The organism is Kribbella sp. NPDC026596 (assembly GCF_040638415.1).
GTDB lineage: Bacteria > Actinomycetota > Actinomycetes > Propionibacteriales > Kribbellaceae > Kribbella.
The window spans coordinates 14,350-38,560 of record NZ_JBEZYF010000003.1 but is presented as its reverse complement, the minus strand read 5'-3'; the positions used below and the strand labels follow the sequence as shown (position 1 = coordinate 38,560).

Annotated in this window: 24 protein-coding genes, 1 tRNA gene and 1 riboswitch; of the genes, 18 read left to right on the top strand and 7 right to left on the bottom strand. The window is 69.4% G+C overall.

What is annotated here, in order from left to right; all coding sequences use genetic code 11:
* Nucleotides 1-51: 51 nt before the first annotated feature.
* Complete coding sequence (locus AB0E63_RS03000) at nucleotides 52-903, bottom strand: alpha/beta hydrolase (RefSeq protein WP_360360413.1); 852 nt, start codon at nucleotides 901-903, stop codon at nucleotides 52-54.
* Between the two features lie 165 nt (nucleotides 904-1,068).
* On the opposite strand from AB0E63_RS03000, the gene AB0E63_RS02995 reads away from it, so the two are divergent.
* Nucleotides 1,069-3,897 carry an AAA family ATPase gene (locus AB0E63_RS02995; protein WP_360360410.1) on the top strand — a complete coding sequence of 943 codons (2,829 nt, stop codon included), beginning with the start codon at nucleotides 1,069-1,071 and terminating at the stop codon, nucleotides 3,895-3,897.
* 60 nt (nucleotides 3,898-3,957) lie between these two features.
* Entirely contained in the window at nucleotides 3,958-4,299 is a 342-nt protein-coding gene (locus tag AB0E63_RS02990; protein WP_360360407.1) for a hypothetical protein, read from the top strand.
* Between the two features lie 6 nt (nucleotides 4,300-4,305).
* Here the strand turns inward: AB0E63_RS02990 and AB0E63_RS02985 are convergent, their stop codons facing one another.
* Nucleotides 4,306-5,046 (bottom strand): phosphotransferase, encoded by a 741-nt coding sequence (locus AB0E63_RS02985; protein WP_360360404.1) that lies wholly within the window; start codon nucleotides 5,044-5,046, stop codon nucleotides 4,306-4,308.
* Entirely contained in the window at nucleotides 5,043-5,534 is a 492-nt protein-coding gene (locus tag AB0E63_RS02980) for an NUDIX domain-containing protein (protein WP_360360981.1), read from the bottom strand. The genes AB0E63_RS02985 and AB0E63_RS02980 overlap by 4 nt, the downstream gene beginning before the upstream one ends.
* An 82-nt stretch (nucleotides 5,535-5,616) precedes the next feature.
* Between AB0E63_RS02980 and dop the strand changes: the two genes are divergently transcribed.
* From dop to AB0E63_RS02945, 7 genes are all read left to right on the top strand, one after another.
* Entirely contained in the window at nucleotides 5,617-7,137 is a 1,521-nt protein-coding gene (gene dop / locus AB0E63_RS02975; RefSeq protein WP_360360401.1) for a depupylase/deamidase Dop, read from the top strand.
* A 69-nt stretch (nucleotides 7,138-7,206) separates the two neighbouring features.
* Nucleotides 7,207-7,416, top strand: a complete 210-nt coding sequence (locus tag AB0E63_RS02970; protein ID WP_130448384.1) for a ubiquitin-like protein Pup — start codon at nucleotides 7,207-7,209, stop codon at nucleotides 7,414-7,416.
* Between the two features lie 8 nt (nucleotides 7,417-7,424).
* A complete protein-coding gene (prcB, locus tag AB0E63_RS02965) occupies nucleotides 7,425-8,267 on the top strand; it encodes a proteasome subunit beta (RefSeq protein ID WP_360360399.1) in 843 nt (280 codons plus the stop codon).
* A gap of 36 nt (nucleotides 8,268-8,303) precedes the next feature.
* Nucleotides 8,304-9,155 carry a proteasome subunit alpha gene (prcA, locus tag AB0E63_RS02960; protein WP_360360396.1) on the top strand — a complete coding sequence of 284 codons (852 nt, stop codon included), beginning with the start codon at nucleotides 8,304-8,306 and terminating at the stop codon, nucleotides 9,153-9,155.
* Complete coding sequence (locus AB0E63_RS02955) at nucleotides 9,152-9,766, top strand: NUDIX hydrolase (protein ID WP_360360393.1); 615 nt, start codon at nucleotides 9,152-9,154, stop codon at nucleotides 9,764-9,766. Before prcA ends, AB0E63_RS02955 begins: the two co-directional genes overlap by 4 nt.
* Before the next feature lie 8 nt (nucleotides 9,767-9,774).
* A complete protein-coding gene (locus AB0E63_RS02950; protein WP_360360390.1) occupies nucleotides 9,775-11,538 on the top strand; it encodes a beta-N-acetylglucosaminidase domain-containing protein in 1,764 nt (587 codons plus the stop codon).
* Nucleotides 11,539-11,627, top strand: a riboswitch (ZMP/ZTP riboswitch).
* 28 nt (nucleotides 11,628-11,655) lie between these two features.
* Complete coding sequence (locus tag AB0E63_RS02945) at nucleotides 11,656-12,498, top strand: tetrahydrofolate dehydrogenase/cyclohydrolase catalytic domain-containing protein (protein ID WP_360360387.1); 843 nt, start codon at nucleotides 11,656-11,658, stop codon at nucleotides 12,496-12,498.
* A 1-nt stretch (nucleotide 12,499) separates the two neighbouring features.
* Here the strand turns inward: AB0E63_RS02945 and AB0E63_RS02940 are convergent, their stop codons facing one another.
* Nucleotides 12,500-13,375 (bottom strand): phytanoyl-CoA dioxygenase family protein, encoded by an 876-nt coding sequence (locus AB0E63_RS02940; RefSeq protein ID WP_360360384.1) that lies wholly within the window; start codon nucleotides 13,373-13,375, stop codon nucleotides 12,500-12,502.
* A 99-nt stretch (nucleotides 13,376-13,474) separates the two neighbouring features.
* Between AB0E63_RS02940 and AB0E63_RS02935 the strand changes: the two genes are divergently transcribed.
* The 8 genes from AB0E63_RS02935 (at nucleotide 13,475) to AB0E63_RS02900 (ending at nucleotide 19,885) form a co-directional block, all read left to right on the top strand.
* Nucleotides 13,475-14,383, top strand: coding sequence for a helix-turn-helix domain-containing protein (locus AB0E63_RS02935; RefSeq protein WP_360360382.1), 909 nt, complete (start codon nucleotides 13,475-13,477; stop codon nucleotides 14,381-14,383).
* 84 nt (nucleotides 14,384-14,467) lie between these two features.
* A complete protein-coding gene (gene aroH / locus AB0E63_RS02930; RefSeq protein ID WP_360360380.1) occupies nucleotides 14,468-14,836 on the top strand; it encodes a chorismate mutase in 369 nt (122 codons plus the stop codon).
* Nucleotides 14,833-15,897 (top strand): prephenate dehydrogenase, encoded by a 1,065-nt coding sequence (locus AB0E63_RS02925; RefSeq protein WP_360360377.1) that lies wholly within the window; start codon nucleotides 14,833-14,835, stop codon nucleotides 15,895-15,897. The genes aroH and AB0E63_RS02925 overlap by 4 nt, the downstream gene beginning before the upstream one ends.
* 51 nt (nucleotides 15,898-15,948) lie before the next feature.
* Complete coding sequence (cmk, locus tag AB0E63_RS02920; protein ID WP_360360374.1) at nucleotides 15,949-16,644, top strand: (d)CMP kinase; 696 nt, start codon at nucleotides 15,949-15,951, stop codon at nucleotides 16,642-16,644.
* A 46-nt stretch (nucleotides 16,645-16,690) separates the two neighbouring features.
* On the top strand, nucleotides 16,691-17,419 hold the full coding sequence (locus AB0E63_RS02915) for a lysophospholipid acyltransferase family protein (RefSeq protein ID WP_360360371.1): 729 nt from the start codon (nucleotides 16,691-16,693) through the stop codon (nucleotides 17,417-17,419).
* Entirely contained in the window at nucleotides 17,412-18,791 is a 1,380-nt protein-coding gene (gene der, locus AB0E63_RS02910) for a ribosome biogenesis GTPase Der (protein ID WP_360360368.1), read from the top strand. Before AB0E63_RS02915 ends, der begins: the two co-directional genes overlap by 8 nt.
* A gap of 70 nt (nucleotides 18,792-18,861) precedes the next feature.
* Nucleotides 18,862-18,936, top strand: a tRNA-Pro gene (locus AB0E63_RS02905).
* A 28-nt stretch (nucleotides 18,937-18,964) separates the two neighbouring features.
* Entirely contained in the window at nucleotides 18,965-19,885 is a 921-nt protein-coding gene (locus tag AB0E63_RS02900) for a group I intron-associated PD-(D/E)XK endonuclease (RefSeq protein WP_360360366.1), read from the top strand.
* On the opposite strand, the gene AB0E63_RS02895 is transcribed toward AB0E63_RS02900, so the two are convergent.
* Together AB0E63_RS02895 and AB0E63_RS02890 are read right to left on the bottom strand one after the other, a co-directional pair.
* Nucleotides 19,802-21,976: an MMPL family transporter gene (locus AB0E63_RS02895; RefSeq protein ID WP_360360363.1), complete on the bottom strand. Its 2,175-nt coding sequence runs from the start codon at nucleotides 21,974-21,976 to the stop codon at nucleotides 19,802-19,804. The two genes, AB0E63_RS02900 and AB0E63_RS02895, sit on opposite strands and share 84 nt — an antisense overlap.
* Before the next feature lie 87 nt (nucleotides 21,977-22,063).
* Nucleotides 22,064-22,612 (bottom strand): helix-turn-helix domain-containing protein, encoded by a 549-nt coding sequence (locus AB0E63_RS02890; RefSeq protein ID WP_360360361.1) that lies wholly within the window; start codon nucleotides 22,610-22,612, stop codon nucleotides 22,064-22,066.
* Nucleotides 22,613-22,731: 119 nt separating this feature from the next.
* On the opposite strand from AB0E63_RS02890, the gene AB0E63_RS02885 reads away from it, so the two are divergent.
* Nucleotides 22,732-23,676 carry a trypsin-like peptidase domain-containing protein gene (locus tag AB0E63_RS02885; RefSeq protein ID WP_360360358.1) on the top strand — a complete coding sequence of 315 codons (945 nt, stop codon included), beginning with the start codon at nucleotides 22,732-22,734 and terminating at the stop codon, nucleotides 23,674-23,676.
* Here the strand turns inward: AB0E63_RS02885 and AB0E63_RS02880 are convergent.
* Nucleotides 23,663-24,208, bottom strand: a complete 546-nt coding sequence (locus AB0E63_RS02880; protein ID WP_360360356.1) for a GNAT family N-acetyltransferase — start codon at nucleotides 24,206-24,208, stop codon at nucleotides 23,663-23,665. The two genes, AB0E63_RS02885 and AB0E63_RS02880, sit on opposite strands and share 14 nt — an antisense overlap.
* Nucleotides 24,209-24,211: the final 3 nt, after the last annotated feature.

The following is a 24,211-nucleotide window of genomic DNA, read 5'->3' as shown; positions in this document are numbered from 1 at the left end:
GGCCGCCGCGTCAGCTCTTGGCTGACCGGCGGCCGTTCGGCGTTCCACGAGCTATCCGGCGACCCGGCGGCTCAGCTCGGCCAGTTCACGGTTGAAGTGGCCGGGTTGCTCCAGGTGCACGGTGTGGCCGACTCCGTCGTACCAGGCGGCCTCGGCGGTCGGGCAGATCGCCAGCACGTGCTCGGCCATCGCGGGGAGCACCACTGTGTCGGCCCGGCCGTGGGTGACCAGCAGCGGCACCGTAAGGGTCCGCAGTACGTCGTCCTCGTCGATCTCGCGAGCCGCCAGGTTGGCCCGGATCCGTGCCGGGACAGTCATGCTCGCGGCCAGCAGCAACTCCAGGTCGTCGGCTGCGAACGGGGTGGCCGGGAAGGCCTTGATCAGACCGCGTGCGCCGCGGATGTTGGCCGGCAGATCGTCGGCGATCAGATCGGGGAAGTTGTCCAGGAAGCCAGGTCCGATCAGTGTGCCGAACGCCGCCGGACCGAGCCGAACCGTGCCGCCGACGAAGTCGATCCCGCCGATCCGGTCATCGCCGTACGCCCGCAGGTAGTCGCAGATGACGAATGCGCCGTACGACCAACCGACCACTACCGGCCGGTCGAGGTGCAACTGTTTGATGACCGCGGCGAGGTCGTCGGCCCACAGACCGGCGTCGGTGTAGTGCTCCGGCTCCAGGGGTGCTTCCGACATGCCATGGCCACGCAGGTCGAACGCGACGAGCCGCAACTCTGCGGCCAGCGAGCTCTCGTACTGCTTCCACCAGCACAGATGGCTCTGTGACAGGCCGTGGACGAACACGATCGGTGGCCCGTCCATCCGGCCCCATTCGCGCACTTGCAGGCGCAGACCGCCACCGCCCCGCACGGTGTGGATCGTCGGCTGCTCGATGACTGCTGTCATGGCCCCTCCTCGGCTCGGTCGGTCGACTCGATCGTCACCGCGCGGCGCCACGGCCGGCATCGGGAACGGGCTACGTATCCCGAAGGGGCGAGATACGTAGCCGGAGGCGAACGGGGTGCGTACGAACACGTTCCGTGCCGGAGACAGGAGCGTGATACTGACCAGATGAAGGCTCGCGCGAGCGACGTATTCGTCGGGCGCGCCCGTGAACTCGAGGCGCTCGAAGGCGTGCTGGACGCCGCCCGGGCCGGCCGTGGCGGGAGCGTACTGATCGCGGGAGAAGCCGGCATCGGGAAGACCCGGCTGACGTCCGAACTGTCCGCCCGCGCCCGTGAGGCCGGGTTCGAGGTTCTGCTGGGCCGTTCGATCGACCTGGTCGGCACGGAGTTGCCGTACCAGCCGTTCGCGCAGGCTCTGCGCCCGGTCGGCGACCTCCCACGGGCGGACGGCCAGCAGTTCCGGGTGTTCGAGAACACCCTGGCTTTGCTCACGGGCCGGGCGGAGACCGCGCCGGTGCTGCTCGTCCTCGAAGACCTGCACTGGGCGGACCTGTCCACGCTGGATCTCGTCGTGTACCTCGCGCAGTACCTCCACGACCGGCCGGCGCTGCTGGTCGCGACGTACCGGGCGGACGAGCCGTCGTCGGCCGAGCGCATGCTCCGGCTCGCCAACGGAGTACGGCGTTCTGGATCGGCGCTGCTCGTGGACCTCGGGCCGCTCGACCGCGAGGACCTGGTCGCACTGGTCGCGGCGTACGACGTTCGGCCACGGACGGCCGCCGAGGCCGATGCGATCGTGGACCGGTCCGAGGGCAACCCGTTCTTCGCGCAGGAACTGATCGCCGCGGCCGGCGACGACGGTTTGCCGCGCGGGTTGCGTGAACTCCTGCTGCAACGGGTCAATCGGCTCGATCAGCAGGCCCGGATAGTGATCCGGATTGCCTCGGCCGCCGGCCGGGAGGTCGGATACTCGCTACTGCGAGCGGTCGCGGTGATGCCGGAGCAAGACGTCCGCGCAGCACTGCGGCAGGCGGTCGAGTACGGCGTACTGGTCGCCGAGCCGACTACCAGCAGCTTCCGATTCCGGCATGCACTGCTGGCGGAGGCGGTGTACGCGACCCTGCTGCCCGGCGAGCGCGAGGAGATCCACGAACACCTCGCAGCTGAGCTCGCACGCAGTGCAGCAGCAGGGCCTGCCGAGTTGGCGCCGCACTGGGCCGCCGCGGGGCGCAATGCGGAGGCCCTGGCGGCGTCGGTCGCCGCTGCCCGCGAGGCCGTGGCCGTCGCTGGTCTCGCCGAGGCTCTGGCTCAACTGGAGCGGGCGATCTCGCTGTGGCCGGCGGTTGCGAACGCGTCCGAGCTTGCCGGAGCCGATCTGGGGAGCATCTTCTCCTGGGCCGCCCAGCTCGCCAGCGAGACCGGCGAAGCGCCGAGGGCGGTCGAGCTCGCCCGGCGCGCGATCGACCTGGTCGGAGTCCGCGATCGGCGGCGTGCGGCGCTGCTGCAGGTGGACCTGGGTGAATACCTCCACCAGATCGGCAGTGACGGGTCCGGACTCGCCGCGCTGGAGCGGGCGGTCGAACTCGTGCCGCCCGAGCCGTTGGCGGATCGGGCGTACGTGCTCGCCTCGCTCGCCGGCGGCCTGATGGTCGCCTGGCGCCATACCGAGTCCGCAGCGCTGGCAGAGCAGGCATTGGCGCTCGCCCGTGCTGCCAGTGCCGGCGAGGCTATGGTTCGAGCCCTGACCGTCCGTGGTGCCGACCTCGTCTATCTGGGCAGGGCTGAGGCGGGCCTGGCCGATCTCGGCGAGGCGCTGCGACTGGCCGAGGAGATCGGCGACCGGATCGGGCTGGAGCGGGTGTACGTCAATCTGACCGATGCCCTGATGATGCTGGGTCGGCTACGGGAGACCGTCCAGGTCGGCCGGCAAGGCCTGGAGGCGATCCACCGGTACGGCGTCGACAGCGCCGTACTCGTCTCGAATCTGATCGAGGCGCTGTTCGCCCTGGGTGAGTGGGACGAGGCTGACGCACTGAGCACCGCCACGTTGCGGTCGATGGCGGCGAGCTACCCGTACATGCTGCTGATGCTCCGAGCCGATCTCGAGGTCGGCAGGGGCGACTTCGAGTCCGCCCGGGAGCACCTCGACGCCGCGCTCGAGACACTCCGTCCGGACCGCGGGCTGGGCATCTATGACGTGTACTTGGCCGAACTCGCGGTGTGGGAGCGACGGTGGGCCGCTGCCGCGGACCACGTGAGCGCCGCACTGGAAGGGGTGGGCTCGATCGAGGGCCCCCAGCTTCGCGTGTGGTTCTGTGCCAAAGGACTGCGGGCGCAGGCAGAGCTTGCCGCGTTGGCCAGGACCCGACGTGGCGCCGACGCCGAGCGGCACGCGCTCGACCGCGCGGACCAACTGATCGCAGTCGCCCGTCGCGCCGCTAAGAACGCCGCATTGGTGACGCCGACCAGCAATGCCTGGCTGGCGCTGGCCGAGGCCGAGTACGAGCGCGCCCGGGGCCGCGCCAGTCCTGAGCTGTGGGCCGACGCCGCAGACCTCTGCGAAGAGCTGGACCGTGCACCGCTCGCTGCCTACAGCCACTGGCGCCAGGCCGAGGCCTTGGTCATGGCCGGTGCATCCCGGACGGAGGCGAGCACTCCGGCCCGTGCAGCGTACGACGTTGCGGTCCGGATCGGTGCGGAGCCGCTGCGGCGAGAGCTCGAGCTGCTCGCCGAAGTCGCCCACCTGCGGCTCTCGACGCCGCCTGCCGAGGCTGAACCCGCCGAGGGTCTTGATCTCGGCCTCACCCCACGCGAGGCCGAGGTGTTGCTACTCCTGGCCCGCGGCTGTACCGACCGTGAGATCGCGGCGGCGCTGGTGATCAGCGTCCGGACGGTCGGCGTCCATGTGTCGCACATCCTGCAGAAGCTCGGCGTGGCCAACCGGATCGAGGCCGCCGCGATCGCACACCGCGCAAGTGGACTCAGGTCCACCTGAAGGGTGTGACCGGGGTTTCCCCTGATTACTGGGGCGTGGGGGCGGGCTTAGCTTGCTGATATGGCGACGGATGAGGTGCGGAAGGACCTGCGGGCGGCGGTGGCCGCGCGGCAGGAGCTGGGGCCGGAGTACGAGGCTGAGATCATCGACAGCTTCCTGGAGAAGCTCGACGCGCGGGACGTCCAGCGCCGGGCCGGACTGCCGGAGCCGGCCCGTCCGCGGCATCCGAGCCGTGAACAGGACCCGGGTGGCCTGGCGCTCGCGATCATCTCGGTCGTCGCCGCCATCCCGATCACCGCGATCGCCGCGGGCATGATCGGGCCGTTCGGCGTCGTCATCGGGTGGGCCGGCCTGGTCATGATCAACCTCGCCCGCGCCCTGGGTCGCCGCAACTATCGCTGACGGAGCTCAGAGCCTGGCCGGAATGTCGCTCAGTCCGCGTTCTACGTCGTCGGGGATGTCCAGCAGCAGGCCGCGGTGGACGCCGTACCAGGGGGCCAGTCTGCACCAGTCGAGGGCGCGTTCGCGCAGCTCAGGGGTCGGTTCGTAGGCCTCCGCCACACCCTTGGCGATGGCGGGCGGAGCGTCGATGAGCGCCCACGCCAGGTCGAGCGCCGGGTCGCCGATCACTGCGTCCGTCCAGTCGATGATCCCGGTGATCCGGCCTTGCGTCACCAGGATGTGGTCGGGACCGAGGTCGCAGTGGATCAGCGCAGTTCGCACGCATGCGACCCGGTCCAGCAGCTCGTTGGCCTTGGTCCGTACCTCGGCCGGCAGTAGCGGCACCACCTGAGCACGGCACTCCTCGAGAAAGGCCGTCTTCTCCTGGTCGGCGGTCGCCGCATCCAGGGCGCCGTGCGCAACCGCGTCGGCCGGGTCCACGGCGTGCAGAGCCTTGATGAAAGCGCCGAGCTCGCGGCCCATCGCCGTAGCGCCGTCCTGCAGAGGGGAACCAGGCAGCATCAGATGCCGTACGCCGTCCTCTGTCGGCTCGGGGACGGGGACGGGCAGTGGGAGCTGTGGAGCGAGCCAGGGGAGCAGCGTGGCCTCGGCCAGCAGCCGGGGACGGACCCCAGCGCGTCGGGGTGTGCGGTGGATCCAGGGACCGTCGATCCAGGCGTGGCTGTCCCAGCCCTCGATGATGGTCACACCAGGCTCCGGACCCAGGCTCCCAGCAGTCCGATCGCGTCGGGCATGAAGGACCAGGACGGGTCGTCCAGTCGCGCGACGAGCTCGGCCGGGGACATCCAGGCGCCCCACTCGACCTCTTCCGGCTGGTGCTTCACCGGGCCGTCCCAGACACACGTATACAGGTACGCGTGGTACGTCGTGTTGTCGTCGGCGTAGTCCCCCTCCGGCAGAGCAGTCAGCTCTACACCGGAGATCCCCAGCTCCTCGGCCAGCTCCCGGACAACGGCGTCGTACGGGTTCTCTCCGGCCGCGACGACCCCGCCGGCCGCGAAGTCGTACCGGCCCGGGTAGACGTCCTTGGTCGGCGTACGGCGGTGCACGTAGATGTCACCGGCCGGATTCCGGACGACCACTCCGGTGGCCGAGTGTCGCAGGTTGTCGCGGCGCATGACCGATCGCGGCTGCGATCCGATAACCACGTTGTCCTCGTCCAGGATCGCCACCATTTCGTCCACGCCGGAAGTTTCACACGTAACCCTGTGGACACAGCAACACCTTTAGTGGCGCGTACCGCGTAGGCTCGTTCGCATGAGTGTTCGGCGGATCATGGGGACCGAGACCGAGTTCGGCATCTCGGTTCCAGGCCAGCCCGGGGCGAACCCGATGCTGACCTCGAGCCAGGTGGTGAACGGCTACGCCCAGACGCAGCCGCTCGCGCGCAAGACCCGGTGGGACTTCGACGAGGAGCACCCGCTGCGGGACGCGCGCGGCTTCGACCTCAGCCGGGAGGTGGCCGATTCCAGCCAGCTCACCGACGAGGAGACCGGCCTGGCGAACGTGATCCTCACCAACGGCGCCCGGCTGTACGTCGACCACGCCCACCCGGAGTATTCCGCGCCGGAGACGACGAATCCGCGCGACGCCGTGGTCTGGGACAAGGCCGGCGAGCTGGTGATCATGGAAGGCGCCCGGCAGGCCCGCCAGATCCCCGGCGCCCCACAGCTGAACCTGTACAAGAACAACACCGACAACAAGGGCGCGTCGTACGGCTCGCACGAGAACTACCTGATGCGCCGCTCGACCCCGTTCGCGTCGATCGTGCGGCACCTGACGCCGTTCTTCGTGAGCCGTCAGGTGGTCACCGGCGCCGGCCGGGTCGGCATCGGCCAGGACGGCACCCAGCACGGTTTCCAGATCAGCCAGCGGGCCGACTACTTCGAGGTCGAGGTCGGGCTGGAGACGACCCTGAAACGCCCGATCATCAATACCCGTGACGAGCCGCACGCGAATCCGGACCGCTACCGCCGCCTGCACGTGATCATCGGCGACGCGAACCTCTCCGAGATCTCGACGTACCTGAAGGTCGGTACGACGTCGCTCGTGCTGGCGATGATCGAGGACGGCTGGCTGACCGACGACCTGGGCGTGGACCGCCCGGTCACCGCGCTGCACGAGGTCAGCCACGACCCGACCTGCACGCATCTGATGACGCTCAAGGACGGTCGCAAGCTGACCGCGGTCCAGTTGCAGACGGAGTACCTGGAGCAGGCCCGCAAGTACGTCGAGGACAAGTACGGCGACGACGCGGACCGGCAGACCAAGGACGTGCTGCACCGCTGGGAGCAGGTGCTCGACCAGCTCGCCATCGACCCGATGAAGCTGTCGGACCAGCTCGACTGGGTCGCGAAGTACAAACTGCTCCAGTCGTACCGTGACCGCGACGGCCTGGACTGGGACGACTCCAAGCTCCACCTGGTCGATCTGCAGTACGCCGACCTGCGCCCGGACAAGGGTCTTTACTACAAATTGGTGAAGGCCGGCCGGATGCTGCGCCTCGTCACCGACGAGGAGATCCGGATGGCGGTCTCGCACCCGCCGACCGACACCCGGGCATACTTCCGCGGCCGCTGCATGCAGCAGTACGCGCCGCAGGTGGCGGCCGCCTCCTGGGACTCGGTGATCTTCGATCTGCCGGGCAAGGAGTCGCTGCAGCGGATCCCGACCCTGGACCCGCTGCGCGGCACGAAAGCGCATGTCGGGGCACTTCTTGACCAGTGCGACACCGCGAGTGACCTGGTTCGCACCATCACTGGGGGTGCCGCCGGGTAGGGTCGCTAGTACAGCAACGGAAGAGTCGGTTGGGCGTCTCTTCCACTGCGGTTCTAGGAGGTGTGTGCCATGGCGAAGGACGGCGGTCAGCAACACAAGCAGCCGAAGCGTTCGTCGACCGAGGAAGAGGTCGAGCAGGTCGAGGCGTCGGAAGACGTCCAGGAGCGCAAGGAGCGGCTCGACGAGGACGTCGACTCGATCCTCGACGAGATCGACGAGGTGCTCGAGGAGAACGCCGAGGAGTTCGTCCGCGGATTCGTGCAAAAGGGTGGGGAGTGAACCGCTCGATGACTTTCGATGCCTCCGGCCGGCTGCCGGAAGCCTTCCTGACCCCAGGCGGCTCGTCGTTCATGGACTTCCTGGCCGGGCACGCGCCCGACCTGTTGCCCGGACGGCGCAGCCTGGGGCAGGCCGACTTTTCCTCCGAGGTCCCGCACGGTACGACGATCGTCGCGGCCACCTTCCCCGGTGGCGTCGTGATGGCGGGCGACCGGCGCGCCACGATGGGCAACGTGATCGCCCAGCGTGACATCGAGAAGGTGTTCCCCGCCGACGAGTATTCCGCGGTCGCGTTCGCGGGCACGGCCGGTTTCGGGATCGAGATGGTCCGGCTGTTCCAGGTCGAACTCGAGCACTACGAGAAGCTCGAGGGCGCGACGCTGAGCCTGGACGGCAAGGCCAACCGGCTGAGCGCGCTGATCCGGGGCAACCTGGCGATGGCGTTGCAGGGCCTGGCCGTGGTGCCGCTGTTCGCGGGCTACGACCCGGACCTCAAGGGTGGCCGGATCTTCTCCTACGACCCGACCGGCGGGCGGTACGAGGAGACCCACTTCCACAGTGTCGGCTCGGGGTCGGTGTTCGCCCGTGGTGCGCTGAAGAAGCTCTACCACGAGGACGCGTCCGTGACGGACTGCGTCACGGCCGTGATCCAGTCCCTGATCGACGCCGCCGACGACGACTCGGCGACCGGCGGTCCGGACATGCTGCGGCGGATCTTCCCGGTGGTCGGTGTGGTCACCTCGGACGGCTACCAGCGGCTGCCGGAGGACGAGGTCGCCGCGATCGTGGACGCGGCCTGGGCCGCGCGGCACCGGCGTCCCGACGGCCCCGCCACGGCGTCATTGACCTGATCCCGATCGACTGACACATAGAGGACGACACCTTCGATGAGCGTTCCGTTCTACGTCTCGCCCGAGCAGTTGATGCGGGACCGGGCCGACTTCGCCCGCAAGGGCATCAGCAAGGGCCGCAGCGCGATCGCGCTGCAGTACGCCGACGGCATCCTGTTCGTCGCGGAGAACCGCTCGCCCGCGTTGCACAAGGTCGCCGAGATCTACGACCGGATGGCGTTCGCCGCCGTCGGCCGGTACAACGAGTTCGAGAACCTGCGGATCGCCGGCGTCCGGCTGGCCGACATGCGGGGGTACTCCTACGACCGGCGCGACGTCACCGGCCGGGCGCTGGCCAACGCGTACGCGCAGACCCTCGGCGCGATCTTCTCCTCCGGCGGTGAGAAGCCGCTCGAGGTGGAGATCCTGGTCGCCGAGATCGGCGCCAGCGCGGCCGAGGACCAGATCTACCGGCTCACCTACGACGGCTCGATCGCGGACGTCCGCGGGTACGCCGTGATGGGCGGGCCGGCCGAGACGGTCGCGGACTATGTCGGCGAGCACTTCAAGGAGGGCATCTCGCTGGCCGGGGCGCTGCGGCTGGCCGTGGATGCGCTCGGCCACGACAGCGGCGAGGTCCGGCAGCTGACCTCGGACCAGATCGAGGTCGCCGTTCTGGACCGGACCCGGACGCAGGTGCGCAAGTTCAAGCGGATCTCCGTGGAGACCCTCGAGCGCATCCTGTCCGAGTCCCGCCCGGACTCCGAGCCGGCCAAGCCGACCGAGGACGCCCCGGTGGCCGGGGAGACCACGACGGCCGCGGCCGACGAGGCACCGGTCGCCCCGCCGGATGACGACGCACCCGTCGCTCCACCGGAGGAGCCCGGCGGCGACAACCGGCCGCTGTGAGCAAGCAGATCGATGGCGCAGCCGCCGCGGACTCCGTGGCGGCTGCGCTGTCTCGTCCCGGTGACCCGCAGCCGTGGGAGTTGCTGGGAGAAGAGCCGGGGTTTCACCGGTTCCTGACGGTGAACCTGCGGCGCTACCGGATGCCGGACGGGCGCGAGGTCGAGTGGGACGTGTTCGGCCCGAAGTCGGCGGACGGGATCACCTCGGGCATCACCGTGCTGCCGCTGACCTCCGACGGCCGCATCGTCACCATCCGGATGTTCCGCGCGGGACCCGACCGGATCGTCACGAACCTGCCCGGCGGACTGGTCGAGCCGGGGGAGGACCCGGCGCTGGCCGGCGCCCGGGAGCTCGAGGAAGAGACCGGGTACACCTGCGAGTCGCTCGACCTGGTCGGCTGGCAGTGGTCGTCGGCGTCCTCGACCTCTCGCAAATACGTCGCGATCGCCCGCGGCTGCCGTCCGGACGGGAAGCAGGCACTGGACGAGACCGAGGACTGCGTCCCGGTCGAGCTGACTGTGGATGCTTTCCGCGCGGAACTCCGGACACCGGGCGCGATGACGGGGATCGACGCGGCCTATCTCGCCCTCGATCATGCAGGGCTTCTCTAGGAGCAGTCATGACACCTGAGCCTCAGCAGACCACCCGCCGCGATGACGGGTTCGATCTCGGTGACACCGTCGCGCTGGTGCACGGCCCGGCCACCGATGCCGACGCCGAGCGCGTCGTCCGCGAAACGCTCACGAAGGCCGGCGTACGCACCATCTCCGACGGGCCGGCGGAGGTGACTGTCTGGCTCGGCGGGAGCGCGAGCACGCTCGAGCAGCTCGGTGTCGCGCCGGCCGGTTTGCTGCCGGCCGAGGGGTACGTCGTGGCCGTCGGCGCTCAGCAGGTCGTGCTCGACGGGGTCGATGCCCGCGGCATCTACTACGCCGCGCAGACCTTCGCACAGCTTGTCCAGGGCAACCATGTGGACGGCGTCGAGATCCGCGACTGGCCGACGATGCGGTACCGCGGGTCGATCGAAGGCTTCTACGGTACGCCGTGGTCGCACGCGGACCGGCTCGATCACCTGGACTACCTCGGCGCGCACCGGATGAACACCTACGAGTACGCCCCGAAGGACGACCCGTACCACCGCGAGCAGTGGCGCGACCCGTACCCGGCGGACAAGCTGGCCGAGCTCGGCGAGCTGATCGATCGCGCCCGGCGGAACAAGGTCGACTTCACCTTCGCGCTCTCGCCGGGCCTGTCGATGCGCTACACCGACGACGCCGACTTCCGGGCGTTGATCGCGAAGTTCGAGGCGCTGTACGCGCTGGGTGCGCGGGCGTTCAACGTGGCCCTGGACGACATCGAGTACGAGACATGGCACAGCGCCGACGACGAGGAGAGGTACGCCCCCGGCGGCGGTGGGGCAGGGCTCGCGCAGAGCGAGCTGCTGAACCGGATCCAGCGCGAGTGGGTCGAGACCAAGGCGGACCTCGCGCCGCTGCAGATGGTCCCGACCGAGTACTACAACGTCGACGAGACGCCGTACAAGCAGGCGCTGCGAGAGCAGATGGACGGTGCGGTGGTCGTGCACTGGACCGGTATCGGCGTCGTACCGGAGGCGATCACCAGCGCCCAGGCGGCTGAGGCGAAGGCGGTGTTCGGGCACGACATCCTGATCTGGGACAACTACCCGGTCAACGATTACGCGGCCGGGCGGATCCTGCTCGCGGCGTACAGCGGCCGCGAGCCGGGCCTCGCGGACCACGTCGTCGGCGTGATCTCGAACCCGATGAACCAGGCCGGGGCCAGCAAGCTCGCCCTCTACTCGTTCGCGGAGTTCGGCTGGAACCCGGCGACGTACGACGAGCAGGCGTCCTGGCACCGCGCGATCGCGGAAACGGCCGGGGGAGACGCCGAGACGATCGCGGCGCTCGAGATCTTCGCCGACCTCACCACCTACGACGGGAAGCTTCATCTCGCGAACGCCCCGGCGCTGACCGCGAAGACCGCCGCGTTCTGGCGGACCTGGGATGCGGGTGACCTGGCCGGCGCGATCGCGGACCTCGAGCCGTACCTCGAAGCGATCGAGAACGCTCCGGGTCAGATTCGCCAGGGCGTGATCGACCCGGCGTTCGCCGACGAGGCGGATGCCTGGCTCGACGCGGCCTTCTACTGGGGTCAGGCGCTGCGCCAGGCCCTTCGCGTCCTCGAAGCCGGCGCCGAAGGCAACAGCTCGGACGTCGCCACCGGCCGGGACCAGATCAACCACCTGGTCACGCAGGCCGAGGAGATCCGTGACATCCGGCTCCCGCACTCCAAGACCCACCCACGCATCGGCGACGGCGTTGCCGACACCTTCATCAGCCGGGTGACCGACTCGGTATCCTGAGCGATGGACCGCGACTGGCGTTGAGGTGGAAGACCACCGGGGAACGGTCTGCCGGAGATCCGGCTGCGCCGCGCGCCTGGGCATCTGACCTGTAGTCGACGCCCGAAGGAGCGCGCCATGACCGCTGAACTGATGATCGGGACCCACCTCGCCGCCGAGATGGTGGCGAAGGCGGCCGAGCGAGCCCGCGAACTGCGGGAGCGGACGGGCGTGCAGCCGTGTCTGGCGACCGTACTGGTGGGGGACGACGCCGCGTCGGCGACGTACGTGCGGATGAAGCAGAACCGGTCGAAGAAGGCCGGGATCGCGTCGCGGAGCGTCGTACTGCCCGCGGAGACGACGACCGAGGAGTTGGTCGCCGAGGTGACCAAGCTGTCCCAGGACCCCGAGGTGCACGGGATCCTGCTGCAGCACCCGGTGCCGGCACAGATCGACGAGCGGGCCGCGTTCGAGGCGATCGACCCGGGCAAGGACGTCGACGGCGTGACGATGCGGTCGTTCGCCGCGATGGCGTTCGGCGATCCCGGGTTCCGGTCCGCGACGCCCGGCGGGATCATGCGCCTGCTCGAGGCGTACGACGTACCGATCGCCGGAGCACACGCGGTCGTCATCGGCCGCAGCCCGATCCTCGGCAAGCCGGTCGGGATGTTGCTGCTGGCATCGAATGCGACCGTCACCTACACGCACTCGCGGACCACGGACCTGCCGGACATCGTCCGCACCGCGGACATCGTGATCGCCGCGGTCGGCAAGCCGAACTTCGTCCGCGGCGACTGGCTCAAGCCGGGCGCGGTCGTGGTCGACGCCGGGTACAACGAGGGCAACGTCGGTGACGTCCACTTCGAGGAGGCGGCCCAGGTCGCCCGCCTGATCACGCCGGTTCCGGGCGGTGTCGGGCCGATGACGATCGCCCTGCTGCTGGAGCAGGCCGTCGACGCCGCCGAGGCTCAGGCGGGGTGAGTCAGCGGTCGCACCCGCCGTCCTTGTCCCGGCGGGAGTGCGGCCGGGCGAGATCGTCGATGCCCTTGTAGGCGTACGGATCGGTCCCGGCCACCATCACGATGTCGCGGTAGTCGTGCTTGCCGACATGGACTCCGGATGGCACGGACTGCCAGGGGAGGAGCGACTCCGCGCTCATGTAGTGGCTGGCGAGCGCCCGGCGGAGTCCGTGCCGGCCGGTGTTCGGCAGTGATCGGTGCAGCAGGTAGCCGTTGAAGATCACCGCCGAACCCGCGGGCACCTCGACCGGGACCGCATCGCCGTCGGTGTACGGGAAGTCGAACGCCTCCACCGTGCAGTCGAAGCGGAGATCGTCCTGCTCCCGGTCGGGATAGATGACCCCGCGACGATGGGAGCCCGGTAGAACCCACAGGCAGCCGTTCTCCACGGTGGCATCGTCGAGCGCGATCCACACCGCGGTCAGCGAGCGATCCCTGGTCGGGATGAAGAACTCGTCCTGGTGCCACGCCTGGCCCGGTTTCCCCTCGGGCTTGATGAACAGCATCGACTGCATGGCCTTGACGTTCGGCCCGATCACCGCGGTCAGCGCCGCGACCACCCGTGGTGCCCGCAACGCCGCGAGCGCCACGTCGGACACCTTGTGCGGCTGGTGGATGCACAGGTACTGGCGCAGGACGTCCTCGGTCGGCTCGGCGGCCGGACCGCCGTCGATGACGCCGAGGTCACTGCGGCACAGGGCCTCGGCCGCGGCATGGAGCGCGGTGACCTGGTCGGCCGACAAGGCCTGATCCAGGACGACGAAGCCGTCCCGCCGGAACGACCCGACCAACTCGTCGGTGACCTCGGCGAAGCTGGGTACGGCGGCGACAGACTGCATCTGATGCTCCATCCGGCTTTGGCGGCGTTGACCGGCTTCACGGTCTCAGAGCCCGGCAGGCCCGGCCAATGCCGCTGGCTCGCGCATTACTATCTGTTCGTGACTTCGCGACCGCCGGTGATCAGCGTGAACTCCGTGGTCCAGGTCGCGGACTACGCGCCCGGGGCAACCTATGGCCCACGCACGCTGCCGAACTACGAACTGCTCTGGGTCCTGCACGGTTCGGCGCGGTGGCGGACCGATGTGTACGACGACGCCGGCGTCCGGCAGGCGACCGTGGAGGAGGACCTTCGCCCGGGCACGGTGGCGTTGGCTCGGCGCGGGAACCGGGACGCCTATATCTGGGACTGTGATCGCTGGTCACGCCATGCCTACGTGCACTTCCAGATCGAGGACCTCGGCGGACTTGGCGCTCCGTCGAGGTGGCCCTCGGTGCGATCGAGGTCCGATCCGGGCCTGCTGGACGGTCTGTGCGGCTATCTGCTGGATCTGGCCGGCGTCCCGTCTTCGTCGGTCCGGGGACACAGCGACCGGTTGGTGGCGACGATGCTGGAGGTCTTCGTCAGCGCTCCGGCCGGCCAGTCGAGCGAGGAGATGCCGGATGCAGTCCGGCGCTTGGTCGAGCATGTCGCGGCGGTGTGGGCCAGGAGCGGCCCGCGGATCATCTCCGTCCCGGAGTTGGCCGCCGCGGCGAACCTGTCGGCGGGACATCTGCACCGGCTCTTCCGGGAGCGGTACGGCTGCGGACCGGCGTACGCCCTGGATCTGATCCGGTTGGCCCGGGCTGCGATCGCACTCCTGCGCACCAACGCGACGATCGCGGAGATCGCGTCGGACGGCGGCTACAGCAACCCGTATCACTTCTCCCGACGCTTCTCCCTCGCGTACGGTCAGCCGCCGGGAACGTTCCGGCGTCGCCGGCAACTGTCGGATCCACTCGCACCGGTCCGGGAGGCCGGACTGCTTCCGGTGGCCCGGAGGCTGCTCGAGGCGGCCCGGAGCGGCTGACGCGATGGCACCATCCGAGACGGCTGTCCACGCTCTGACTACTCTGCCCTAGGGTTGGAGGCAGACGACTAAGGAGGCGGGTACGTGGCGGTACGGGCGATCCGGGGTGCCACCCAGCTCGACGTGGACGAGCGCGAGCATCTGCTCGAGCGGTCCGCGGAGCTGGTGAAGGCGGTCCTGGAGGCGAACGATCTGGAGAGCGAGGATCTGATCAGCATCCTGTTCACCGTCACGCCGGACCTGCACTCGGAGTTTCCGGCCGTAGCCGGCCGGCAGATCGGGCTGACCGACGTACCGCTGATGTGCATGCAGGAGATCGCCGTCCCGCACGCGCTGCCGCGGGTGGTCCGGCTGATGGTGCACACCGAGACCCCGCGGTCCCGCGAGAAAATCCAGCACGTCTACCTCCACGGCGCCGTCGCTCTCCGTCCCGACCTGACAGGCGCCCAGTGAGTGAGCTCCGTGGCCCGGTGCGGATCGTCGGTACCGGACTGATTGGTACGTCGATCGGCCTGGCGCTGGCGCGGTTGGGAGTCGTGGTCGAGCTTGTTGACGCCGACCCGGACAACGCGCTGATGGCCGAGCGGATCGGCGCGGGGTCGCGGCTGGTCCAGATCGAGCCGCAGCTCGTCGTGGTCGCCGTACCGCCGGATCATGTCGGCGCGGTGATCGCCGAGCAGCTCGAGCAGACCGACGCGGTCGTCACCGACGCCGCGAGCGTGAAGTCCAAGCCGCTCGCCGACGCGCGCAAGCTCACCGGCGACCTCAGCCGGTACGTCGGCAGCCACCCGATGGCAGGCTCCGAGCGGAACGGCCCACTCGCCGGCCGCGCGGACCTGTTCGACGGCGCGACCTGGGCGATCACCCCGCACGAGACGAGCGCACCCGAGGCGGTCGAGCTGGTCCGGCGGCTGGCCGAGGCCGCCGGGGCGCGGACGGTCGAGCTGTCGGTCGAGGACCACGACCTCGGTGTCGCGCGAGTGTCGCACCTGCCGCACCTGATGTCGGCGCTCGCCGCCGGCACGCTGGCCGACGCGCCGAGCTCGCACCTGCAGCTGTCCGGCCAGGGCGTCCGGGACGTGACCCGGATCGCGGCCGGCGACCCGAAGCTGTGGACCCAGATCGTGTCCGCGAACTCGACCGCCCTGACCGGCCTGCTGGAGCAGATCCGCGGTGAGCTCGATCGCCTACTCGTTGCCTTGGGCAAGGAAGAGGCGGCCGAGGAACTCACCTCGATCCTCGGGCTGGGGGTGTCGGGCGCGGTCCGGGTGCCGGGCAAGCACGGTACGCCGCACATTGATCTGGTCACTGTTCTGGTGACGATCCCCGACCGGCCGGGGCAGCTGGCCCGGTTGTTCGCCGACGCGGCCGAATCCGGGGCGAACGTCGAGGACCTGCGGATCGACCACAGCCCGGGGCGTCCGGTCGGTGAGGTCGAGCTGGCGGTGAAACCGGGATCGGTCGACCAGTTGGTCGACGTACTGACCGAGCGCGAGTGGGTCGTCCACCGCTGAGGTTCGCATATTGTGCCTGAGTTGTCCCCGGGCACAGGTAATCTTCGGGGCATGATCATCGCTGTGGACGGCCCGAGCGGCTCCGGCAAGTCGAGCACCGCCCGAGGCGTCGCCAGCCGGCTGGGGCTGCGCTACCTGGATACCGGAGCGACATACCGGGCGGTGACCTGGTCGGCGCTCGAGCACGGCCTCGACCTGGACGACACCGCGGCGGTCGCGCAGCGGTCCCGCGAGCTGCGGCTGGAGATCAGCACCGACCCGGAGCGGCAGTTCGTGATCGCCGACGGGACCGACGTGACGGTCGCGATCCGGGAGCCGCGGATCAGCGAGGCGGTCTCCAAGATCGCCACCAACCTGGACGTCCGCGCGGACCTGATCCCGCGGCAGCGCGCGATCATCGACGCCGCCCAGCCGACCGGCGGGATCGTGGTCGAGGGCCGCGACATCGCGACCGTGGTCGCCACCGACTCCGAGCTCAAGGTGCTGCTCACCGCCGACACCGACGCCCGGCTGGCGCGCCGCGGCGCCGAGCTGGCCACCGGGTCGGTGACCGCCGAGCAGCTCCGCGACCAGATCGTCCGCCGGGACGCCGACGACGCGACCGTCTCGGAGTTCCTGGTCGCGTCCGACGGAGCGGTCACCATCGACTCGACACACCTCTCCCTCGAGGAGGTCATCGACGTGATCAGCCGACTCGCGAAGGAGGCCGAGGCCGCCCACCTGGTCGCAGGCGACCAGGAGTCATGAGAGAGCTTTCGGCGCCTGCGCTCCTCAGTCCAGGGCAGGAGGCCCCATGACCGCGGAACTCACCGGCCACCTGGAGTTGCCCCGCACCGACGATCTGCCCCGGCTCCCGTACCGGCTCGCGGTACCGGCCCGCTGGGTCGCCAAACCGTACTTCCATCGCAAATACCGGCTCACCGTCCACCACCAGGACCTGTTCCCGCGGACCGGTCCGGTGCTGATGACGCCGAACCATCTGAGCCTGCTGGACGGCCCATTGCTCGGCGCGATCGCGCCCCGGATGCTGCACCAGCTCGGCAAGATCGAGGCCTTCGGCGGTCTCCAGGGCAAGGTCCTGCGGCGTTTCGGCCAGATTCCCGTCGACAGGTCGTCGTACGACGTCCTCGCGGTCCGGCAGTCGATCAAGGTGCTCCGCGACGGCCGCGTGCTGAACATCTACCCGGAGGGCACCCGCGGCGCCGGCGACTTCGGACGGATCCGGGTCGGAGTGGCCTATATGGCTATGGTCACGGGTGCGCCGATCCTGCCGGTGGCCCTGCTCGGGACCAGGCTGCCGCGCGGCGACGTGGAGCGCTTTCCGCCGGCCGGGAGCCGGGTGGACGTGGTCTATGGCGAGCCTTTCACGATCGACCGCGTACCCTTTCCCAGGAGGCATTCCGACGTACGCGCGGTTGCCGACCAGATCGGCGACGTGTTGCGGGCCCATGTGAGGGCGGCCGTCGCAGCCACCGGCCACCCCCTCCCGGGCGGACCAGACAAGAAGGACCCTGATGACTGACCTGCCCACCGGCTACGACTTCGCCGAGCCTACGCACGACCGGGAAGACACCGGCCCGCTGCCGGTGCTCGCGATCGTCGGCCGGCCGAACGTGGGCAAGTCCACGCTGGTGAACCGCATCATCGGCCGCCGCGAGGCGGTCGTCGAGGACACGCCGGGCGTCACCCGCGACCGCGTGTCGTACGACGCCAACTGGGCGGGCCGTGGCTTCACGGTCGTCGACACCGGCGGCTGGGATCCGGACGCGGTCGGCATGGCGGCCCTGGTCGCCGCGCAGGCCGAGGTCGCGATCAACGCGGCCGACGCGGTCCTGTTCGTGGTCGACGCCACCGTCGGCATCACGGATGCGGACGAGGCGGTCGTGCGCGTGCTGCGGAAGTCGGGCAAGCCCGTCGTGCTGGCGGCGAACAAGGTCGACGACCAGCGGGTCGAGGCCGAGGCGATGAACCTGTGGAGTCTCGGCATCGGCGAGCCGTTCCCGGTCTCCGCGATGCACGGCCGCGGCACCGGCGACATGCTGGACGCCGTCCTGGCCGCGCTGCCCGAGGCGCCGCCCGAGCGTGATCCCGAGTCCGGTGGTCCGCGCCGCGTCGCGATCGTCGGCAAGCCGAACGTCGGCAAGTCCTCCCTGCTGAACAAGGTCGCCAAAGAGGACCGCGTCGTGGTCAGCGACGTCGCGGGTACGACGGTCGACCCGGTCGACGAGCTGATCACGCTCGGCGGCAAGGAGTGGCGGTTCATCGACACCGCCGGCATCCGGCGCAAGGTGAAGAACGCGCAGGGACACGAGTACTACGCCTCCCTGCGGACCAACGCCGCGATCGAGCGGGCCGAGGTCGTGGTGGTCGTGATCGACGCCTCGGAGACGATGACCGAGCAGGACCTGCGGATCATGAGCGCGGTCGAGGAGGCCGGCAAGGCGCTCGTGATCGCGTACAACAAGTGGGATCTGGTCGACGAGGACCGCCGGTACTACCTGGAGCGCGAGATCGACCGCGACCTGGTGCAGTTCCGCTGGGCGCCGCGGGTGAACATCAGCGCGCTGACCGGCCGTCACATGGAGAAGCTGGTGCCCGCCGTCGAAGCGGCGCTGGACGGCTGGCAGACCCGCGTCCCGACCGGCCAGCTGAACGCGTTCCTCGGCCGGCTGGTGGCCGCGCACCCGCACCCGGTCCGCTCCGGCAAGCAGCCGAAGATCCTGTTCGGCACCCAGGCGACCACGATGCCGCCGACCTTCGCGATCTTCACCTCCGGCCAGATCGAGGCGTCGTACCAGCGCTTCATCGAACGCCGCCTCCGCGAAGACTTCGGCTTCGTCGGCAGCCCCGTCCACGTCCAGATCCGAGCCCGCCAAAAGAACAAGAAACGCTGACCGGGCGCTGGTCAGAGCACTCCCTAGGATGAGGTAAGGTGTACTCCGCTCGCCTCTCTGGGGCGAGCATCGGGCTGTAGCGTAGTTTGGTTAACGCGCCGGTCTGGGGGACCGGAGAGCGGGAGTTCAAATCTCCCCAGCCCGACCTGCTATGAGGGGTACCGATACTGTCGGTGCCCCTCATTACGTTTGGCCCCATGGCAGCAACAAGGGACAAGCGGACCTGGAACGATGCTCAACTGCAGCAAGCGGTCGCGGCCAGCCGATCCTGGCGCGCAGTCGCCCGCGAGCTGGGATTGAAGGCGACTTCCGCAGGCGTGATCCGGACGGTGAAGCGGCATGCCGCCCGACTCGACCTCGACACAGCGCATTTCACCGGCCAACGTCGGTGGTCGGACAGCCAGTTGCGGCGAGTCATGCTCGGGGCGACCTGCTGGGCCGATGTGCTCACCGGTCTCGGTGTGATCGACAACGGTGAGAACCGGGTTCGGGTGAAGGGGCATTCCGCGCGGCTGGGCTTGGACTGCACACACCTGAAGACGCCGCAGGCTCCTCCGGCAGCCGGTGAGGTCTTCGAGCAACCCTTCCAGCCGGAGATGCTTCGTTATGCGGCCTCGGCGGTGGCGATGGCCTGGTTCAGCTTGCGTGGCTGTGCCGTCGCGTTGCCGATCGAGCCCCAGGAGTACGACCTGCTGGTGACGACAGACAAGGGCATTCAGCGTGTGCAGGTGAAGACATGTGGGTCCCGTAATGGCAAGGGACGTTGGCATGTGGGCGTGGGACGACGGCCCTACGTGCTCGACAAATCAGCCGGAAAGATGCCTTACGACCCTGACTCGCTCGACTTGTTCTTCATCTTGCTCGGTGACGGCAGCATCTACCTCATCCCAAGCGCTGTCTTGGCTGGGCGGGTAGCTATCGATGCCGAGAACTACGCGCCGTACCGGATCGGGGATGCATCGAGCCTGCTTCGTGGGGCATCAACGAGCGCTCAGGCCCCACGCGGCGCATCAGCGCACGCTCTCGAGTTCCTTGGGCTCCGGCCCCTCGGCGACGCGCAGGCTTTCGCCTTCGATGTCTACCTTGGGGGTTAGCCGGTCGAGCCACTTCGGGAAGTACCAGGCTCGGTTGCCGAGGAGGGAGAGGACTGCGGGGACGAGGGTCATGCGGACGACGAAGGCGTCGATCAGGACGCCGATGGTGAGGCCGAAGCCGATCGCCTTGATGATCGGGTCGTGGACCATGATGAAGCCGGCGAACACCGACGCCATGATGAGTGCGGCCGCCGTCACCACACGGGCGCCGTGGCCGAGACCCTCGATGGTTGCCTCGGTCGCATGCTTGCCGTGCACGAACTCCTCACGGACCCGGGACACGATGAACACCTCGTAGTCCATCGCCAGCCCGAACAGCACGCCCAGCATGATGATCGGCAGGAAGCTGACCAGCGGACCAGGCGAGTCCACCCCGAGCAGACCCGCACCCCAGCCCAACTGGAACACGGCGACCGTGATGCCGAACGTCGCGCCGACGGTGAGCACGAACCCGAGCGTCGCCTTCAACGGCACCAGCAGCGACCGGAACGCCAGCAGCAACAGCAGGAACGACAACCCGATGACAACCAGCAGGTACGTCGGTAGCGCGTCGGACAACTTGTTGGACACGTCGACGCCGACCGCGGTGTTGCCCGTCACCGAGATGCTCGCGTCGCCGGTGGCGAGCGGCTGCACCTGGGACCGCAGGTTCGTCACCAGCGCTGAGGTCTCCTCCGTCGCCGGTCCGCTCTTGGGGATCACCTGTAGGAGCCGGGTCGTACCGTCCGCACTCGCCGGCCCGGGTTGGGCCGCTACGACATCCTTGAGGCCTTGCGACTTCGCGAGTACCTGCTTGACCAGCGCGTCGGACGTCGCCGCGTTGTCGGTCTTCACCACGACGACGAGCGGACCGTTGGCGCCCGGCCCGAAGGCGGCGGCGGTGAGGTCGTAGGCGACCCGCTGGTTCGTGCCGGCCGCGGCCGAGGCGCCGTCGGGCAGCGCGAGCTGCATGTCCTTGACCGGGATCGCCAGCAGCCCGAGCCCGATGATGCTGAGGGCAACGATCGGGACGCGGAACCGCGTGACGAACCGTCCCCAGCGGAACCCGAAGCCTTCCTTGACCGGAGCGGCCGTCGGCGCCTTGCGGATCTTGCGGGGGAGAATCCGGTTCCCGACGAACCCGAGCATGGCCGGCAGCAACGTGAGGGCGACCAGGACTGCCGTGAGTACGGTCGCAGCCGCCGCGAAGCCCATCGCGGTCAGGAACGGTACGCCGACCACGCTCAGCCCGGCCAGCGCGATCACGACAGTCGCGCCGGCGAACAACACCGCCGACCCCGCGGTCGCCGTCGCGCGACCGACCGACTCCTCCGGATCCATGCCCTCGGCAAGCTGGCTGCGGTGCCGCGAGCTGATGAACAACGCGTAGTCGATCCCGACCGCAAGACCCAGCATCAACGCCAGGATCGGCGCGGTCGACGACACATCCACGAAGGCGGTGACCAGGAACAGTCCGGCCATGCCCGCGAGTACGCCGAGCAGCGCGGTCAGCAACGTCATCCCGGCCGCGACCAGCGACCCGAACGTGACGACCAGGACGACGGCCGCGACCGCGACCCCGATCACCTCGGTGGCACCGACCTCGGGTACGCCGCCGACCACCTGGCCGCCGGGGACCACTTGGAGATCACCGGAGCTCAGTCCGCTGAGTGCGTCGTACGCCTGGGTGCTGTCCTTGGCGAGCTCGTCGGCGGGCTTGGCGAACTGGACGCTGATCAGGCCGGTCTTGCCGTCCGGGCTGATCGCTTTGCTGGTGAACGGATCGATCGCAGCGATCACCTCGGGCACCTGCGCGGCCCGGGCGACGGTCGCGCCGACGGCGGCCTTGATGGTCGGATCGGTGAGCGTCTTGCCGTCAGGCGCCTTCACCACAACGGTCGCCGAGGCGCCGCTGGCCGCGGGCAGCTCCTGCTTGAGAGCGTCCAGCGCGCGCTGCGACTCGGTGCCGGGGATCGAGAAGGTGTTCGTGGTCTTGCCGCCCAGCGTCAGCGCGCCGACGCCCAGCAGCACGAGGAACAACGCCCAGACCGCGGCGACGAGGCGCCGGCGCTGGTAGGAGAACCGGCCGAGCCGGTACAGCAGAGTGGCCATCGGGAAGTGCGTCCGTTTCGAGTCGGTACGGCGTACGGGCAGGGGGAACCGTCCACCGGCGGGGTGCCGGTGGCCGGGGTGATCGGGTCAGCCGCGTCTGAGCAGTCGCCGCAGGGCGATGTCGCAGAGTCTCCGCAGTTCGTCGTCGGTGCGTTCGCCGGGACGCCGGCACTCGCCCAGCAGGCCGTTGACGGCGAACTTGGCCAGGTCGTGCTCGAGCGGATCGTCCGAGCCGGCCATGTACTCGGTCAGGCGCATGCCGTCCGTGACCAGTCCGGCGATCTCGGGCACCTGCTCGATCACCGGAATGATGTCCTGGAGTACGTCGATGACGCCGCGGTGCACCACGGCCAGGTCGATGAAGCGCTGGATCGCGAACTCCTGCGCCTCGGGGCGGGCCAGCTTCTCGGCCGCGGTGATGAGCTCGGCGAGGTCAGCGGCAGCCGGTTCGAGGACGGCGGCCAGGACCGCGGGCTTGCCGCTGAAGTGGTAGAGCACCGTCGCCTTCGAGCAGCCGGCGGCGGTCGCGATGTCCTGCAGCGAGGTCGCGTTGTAGCCCTTGGCCTGGAACAGGTCCATCGCCTGCCGGACGATCTCGTGCCTGGTCCGTTCCCGGGCCGGGGTGCTGACTGCCATGTCAGTCATCATCCTGACCGATCGGCCAGTTTTCAACCGATCGGTCAGGATTGTGGCCTGCTTCACTCGATGGCCTGCGCTTGCTCGCGGTGTAATGATGTAATTCAGGAGGCTGGATCATGGCTGACGAGATTGCCGGCGACGACGTACTGGATGCCTACTCCCGAGTGGTCTCGGGTGTGGCCGAACACCTGATCCCGCGGGTCGCGAGCCTGCGGATCAACAGCCGGCGCGGCGACTCGTCGGGGTCGGCGGTGGTGCTCACCGGGGACGGGCACCTGCTGACGAACGCCCATGTGGTCGGTGAGGGCGAGCAGGCGACTGCGGACTTCGCGGACGGTACGTCGGCACAGGCCCGGGTGGTCGGGGTCGACCGGCTGTCCGATCTCGCCGTACTGCGGTCCGACCGGGAGATCCCGGATCCGCCGGAGTTCGGCGACGCCGATCACCTGAAGGTCGGGAACCTGGTCGTTGCCGTCGGCAACCCATTGGGACTGGCCGGGAGTGTGACCGCCGGCGTGGTGAGCGCGCTCGGCCGGTCGCTGCCGGTGCGGAGCGGGTCGGCGCAGCGGATCATCGAGGACGTGATCCAGACGGATGCGGCCCTGAACCCGGGCAACTCCGGCGGAGCGCTTGCTGACGGCAACGGCCGGGTGATCGGCATCAACACCGCGGTGGCCGGCATCGGGCTCGGCCTCGCGGTTCCGGTCAACCCGACCACGCGCCGGATCATCTACTCACTCCTGCATGACGGCCGGGTCCGCCGCGCGTACCTCGGTCTGGTCACAACGCCCGCACCGCTGCGGCCCGCGCTCGCTGAACGGTTCGATCAACGGACGGCGCTCCGCGTCGTCGAGGTCATCACGAACAGCCCGGCCGACCTGGCCGGGTTACGCGCCGGCGACCTGGTCCTGGCCGTCGACGGCGTACCGCTGCGCGACGCTCAGTCTCTCCAACGCCTGCTCTTCGCCGACGCCATCTCCCGGCGCACCGAGATCACCGCCATCCGCAACAACGCCCTGGTCGACGTCATCGCGCACCCCACCGAACTCACCGACCGCTAGTCAGCTCGGCTCGGAGGAGGGCGCAGGTGCCAGGCTTGAGGGGAGCCTTCGGGAAGGTGAAGTCGCGGGTCAGCTCTGTGAAGCCGAACCTCTGGTGGAGGTCGAGGATTGCGCCATTGGCCACGTTGGCGAAGTAGTAGATGGCGTCGGCGCGCTCGGCGGTCCAGCGCATTCGCTCGATGGTGATCAGGTCGCCGATGCCGTGCCGGCGCCAGTCGGGCGAGACGATCAGGCCGATGAGGTAGTAGCCGGTGGGTGCCGTGTTCGGCGGGTCGGTGGGGGAGAGCTCGTGGTGGATCACGGCGCCGTACCCGATGACCTCCCCGTCGGCGCACGCGACCACCGTGTAGCGGTCGGGGTGCTGGAGGTCGGCCCGCAGGCGTTCGAGGCGTTCGGCCGCGGGCCCGCCGGTGCGCGTGACGATCAGCCGCGCGCACGCGTCGAGATCCTCGACCCGCGCCGGGCGGACCTCAACCTGCGTGCCGGGATCTTGCCGGCTGTCGTCCGGCCGGTAGTCGGCGAAGTTGCTCATGGC

Bases quoted from the DNA above. Each gene is read 5' to 3' on its own strand.
- AB0E63_RS03000 (WP_360360413.1), bottom strand. From the start codon at position 903: ATGACAGCAGTCATCGAGCAGCCGACGATCCACACCGTGCGGGGCGGT.
- AB0E63_RS02995 (WP_360360410.1), top strand. From the start codon at position 1,069: ATGAAGGCTCGCGCGAGCGACGTATTCGTCGGGCGCGCCCGTGAACTC.
- AB0E63_RS02990 (WP_360360407.1), top strand. From the start codon at position 3,958: ATGGCGACGGATGAGGTGCGGAAGGACCTGCGGGCGGCGGTGGCCGCG.
- AB0E63_RS02980 (WP_360360981.1), bottom strand. From the start codon at position 5,534: ATGGTGGCGATCCTGGACGAGGACAACGTGGTTATCGGATCGCAGCCG.
- dop (WP_360360401.1), top strand. From the start codon at position 5,617: ATGAGTGTTCGGCGGATCATGGGGACCGAGACCGAGTTCGGCATCTCG.
- AB0E63_RS02970 (WP_130448384.1), top strand. From the start codon at position 7,207: ATGGCGAAGGACGGCGGTCAGCAACACAAGCAGCCGAAGCGTTCGTCG.
- prcB (WP_360360399.1), top strand. From the start codon at position 7,425: ATGACTTTCGATGCCTCCGGCCGGCTGCCGGAAGCCTTCCTGACCCCA.
- prcA (WP_360360396.1), top strand. From the start codon at position 8,304: ATGAGCGTTCCGTTCTACGTCTCGCCCGAGCAGTTGATGCGGGACCGG.
- AB0E63_RS02950 (WP_360360390.1), top strand. From the start codon at position 9,775: ATGACACCTGAGCCTCAGCAGACCACCCGCCGCGATGACGGGTTCGAT.
- AB0E63_RS02945 (WP_360360387.1), top strand. From the start codon at position 11,656: ATGACCGCTGAACTGATGATCGGGACCCACCTCGCCGCCGAGATGGTG.
- AB0E63_RS02940 (WP_360360384.1), bottom strand. From the start codon at position 13,375: ATGCAGTCTGTCGCCGCCGTACCCAGCTTCGCCGAGGTCACCGACGAG.
- cmk (WP_360360374.1), top strand. From the start codon at position 15,949: ATGATCATCGCTGTGGACGGCCCGAGCGGCTCCGGCAAGTCGAGCACC.
- AB0E63_RS02915 (WP_360360371.1), top strand. From the start codon at position 16,691: ATGACCGCGGAACTCACCGGCCACCTGGAGTTGCCCCGCACCGACGAT.
- der (WP_360360368.1), top strand. From the start codon at position 17,412: ATGACTGACCTGCCCACCGGCTACGACTTCGCCGAGCCTACGCACGAC.
- AB0E63_RS02895 (WP_360360363.1), bottom strand. From the start codon at position 21,976: ATGGCCACTCTGCTGTACCGGCTCGGCCGGTTCTCCTACCAGCGCCGG.
- AB0E63_RS02890 (WP_360360361.1), bottom strand. From the start codon at position 22,612: ATGGCAGTCAGCACCCCGGCCCGGGAACGGACCAGGCACGAGATCGTC.
- AB0E63_RS02885 (WP_360360358.1), top strand. From the start codon at position 22,732: ATGGCTGACGAGATTGCCGGCGACGACGTACTGGATGCCTACTCCCGA.
- AB0E63_RS02880 (WP_360360356.1), bottom strand. From the start codon at position 24,208: ATGAGCAACTTCGCCGACTACCGGCCGGACGACAGCCGGCAAGATCCC.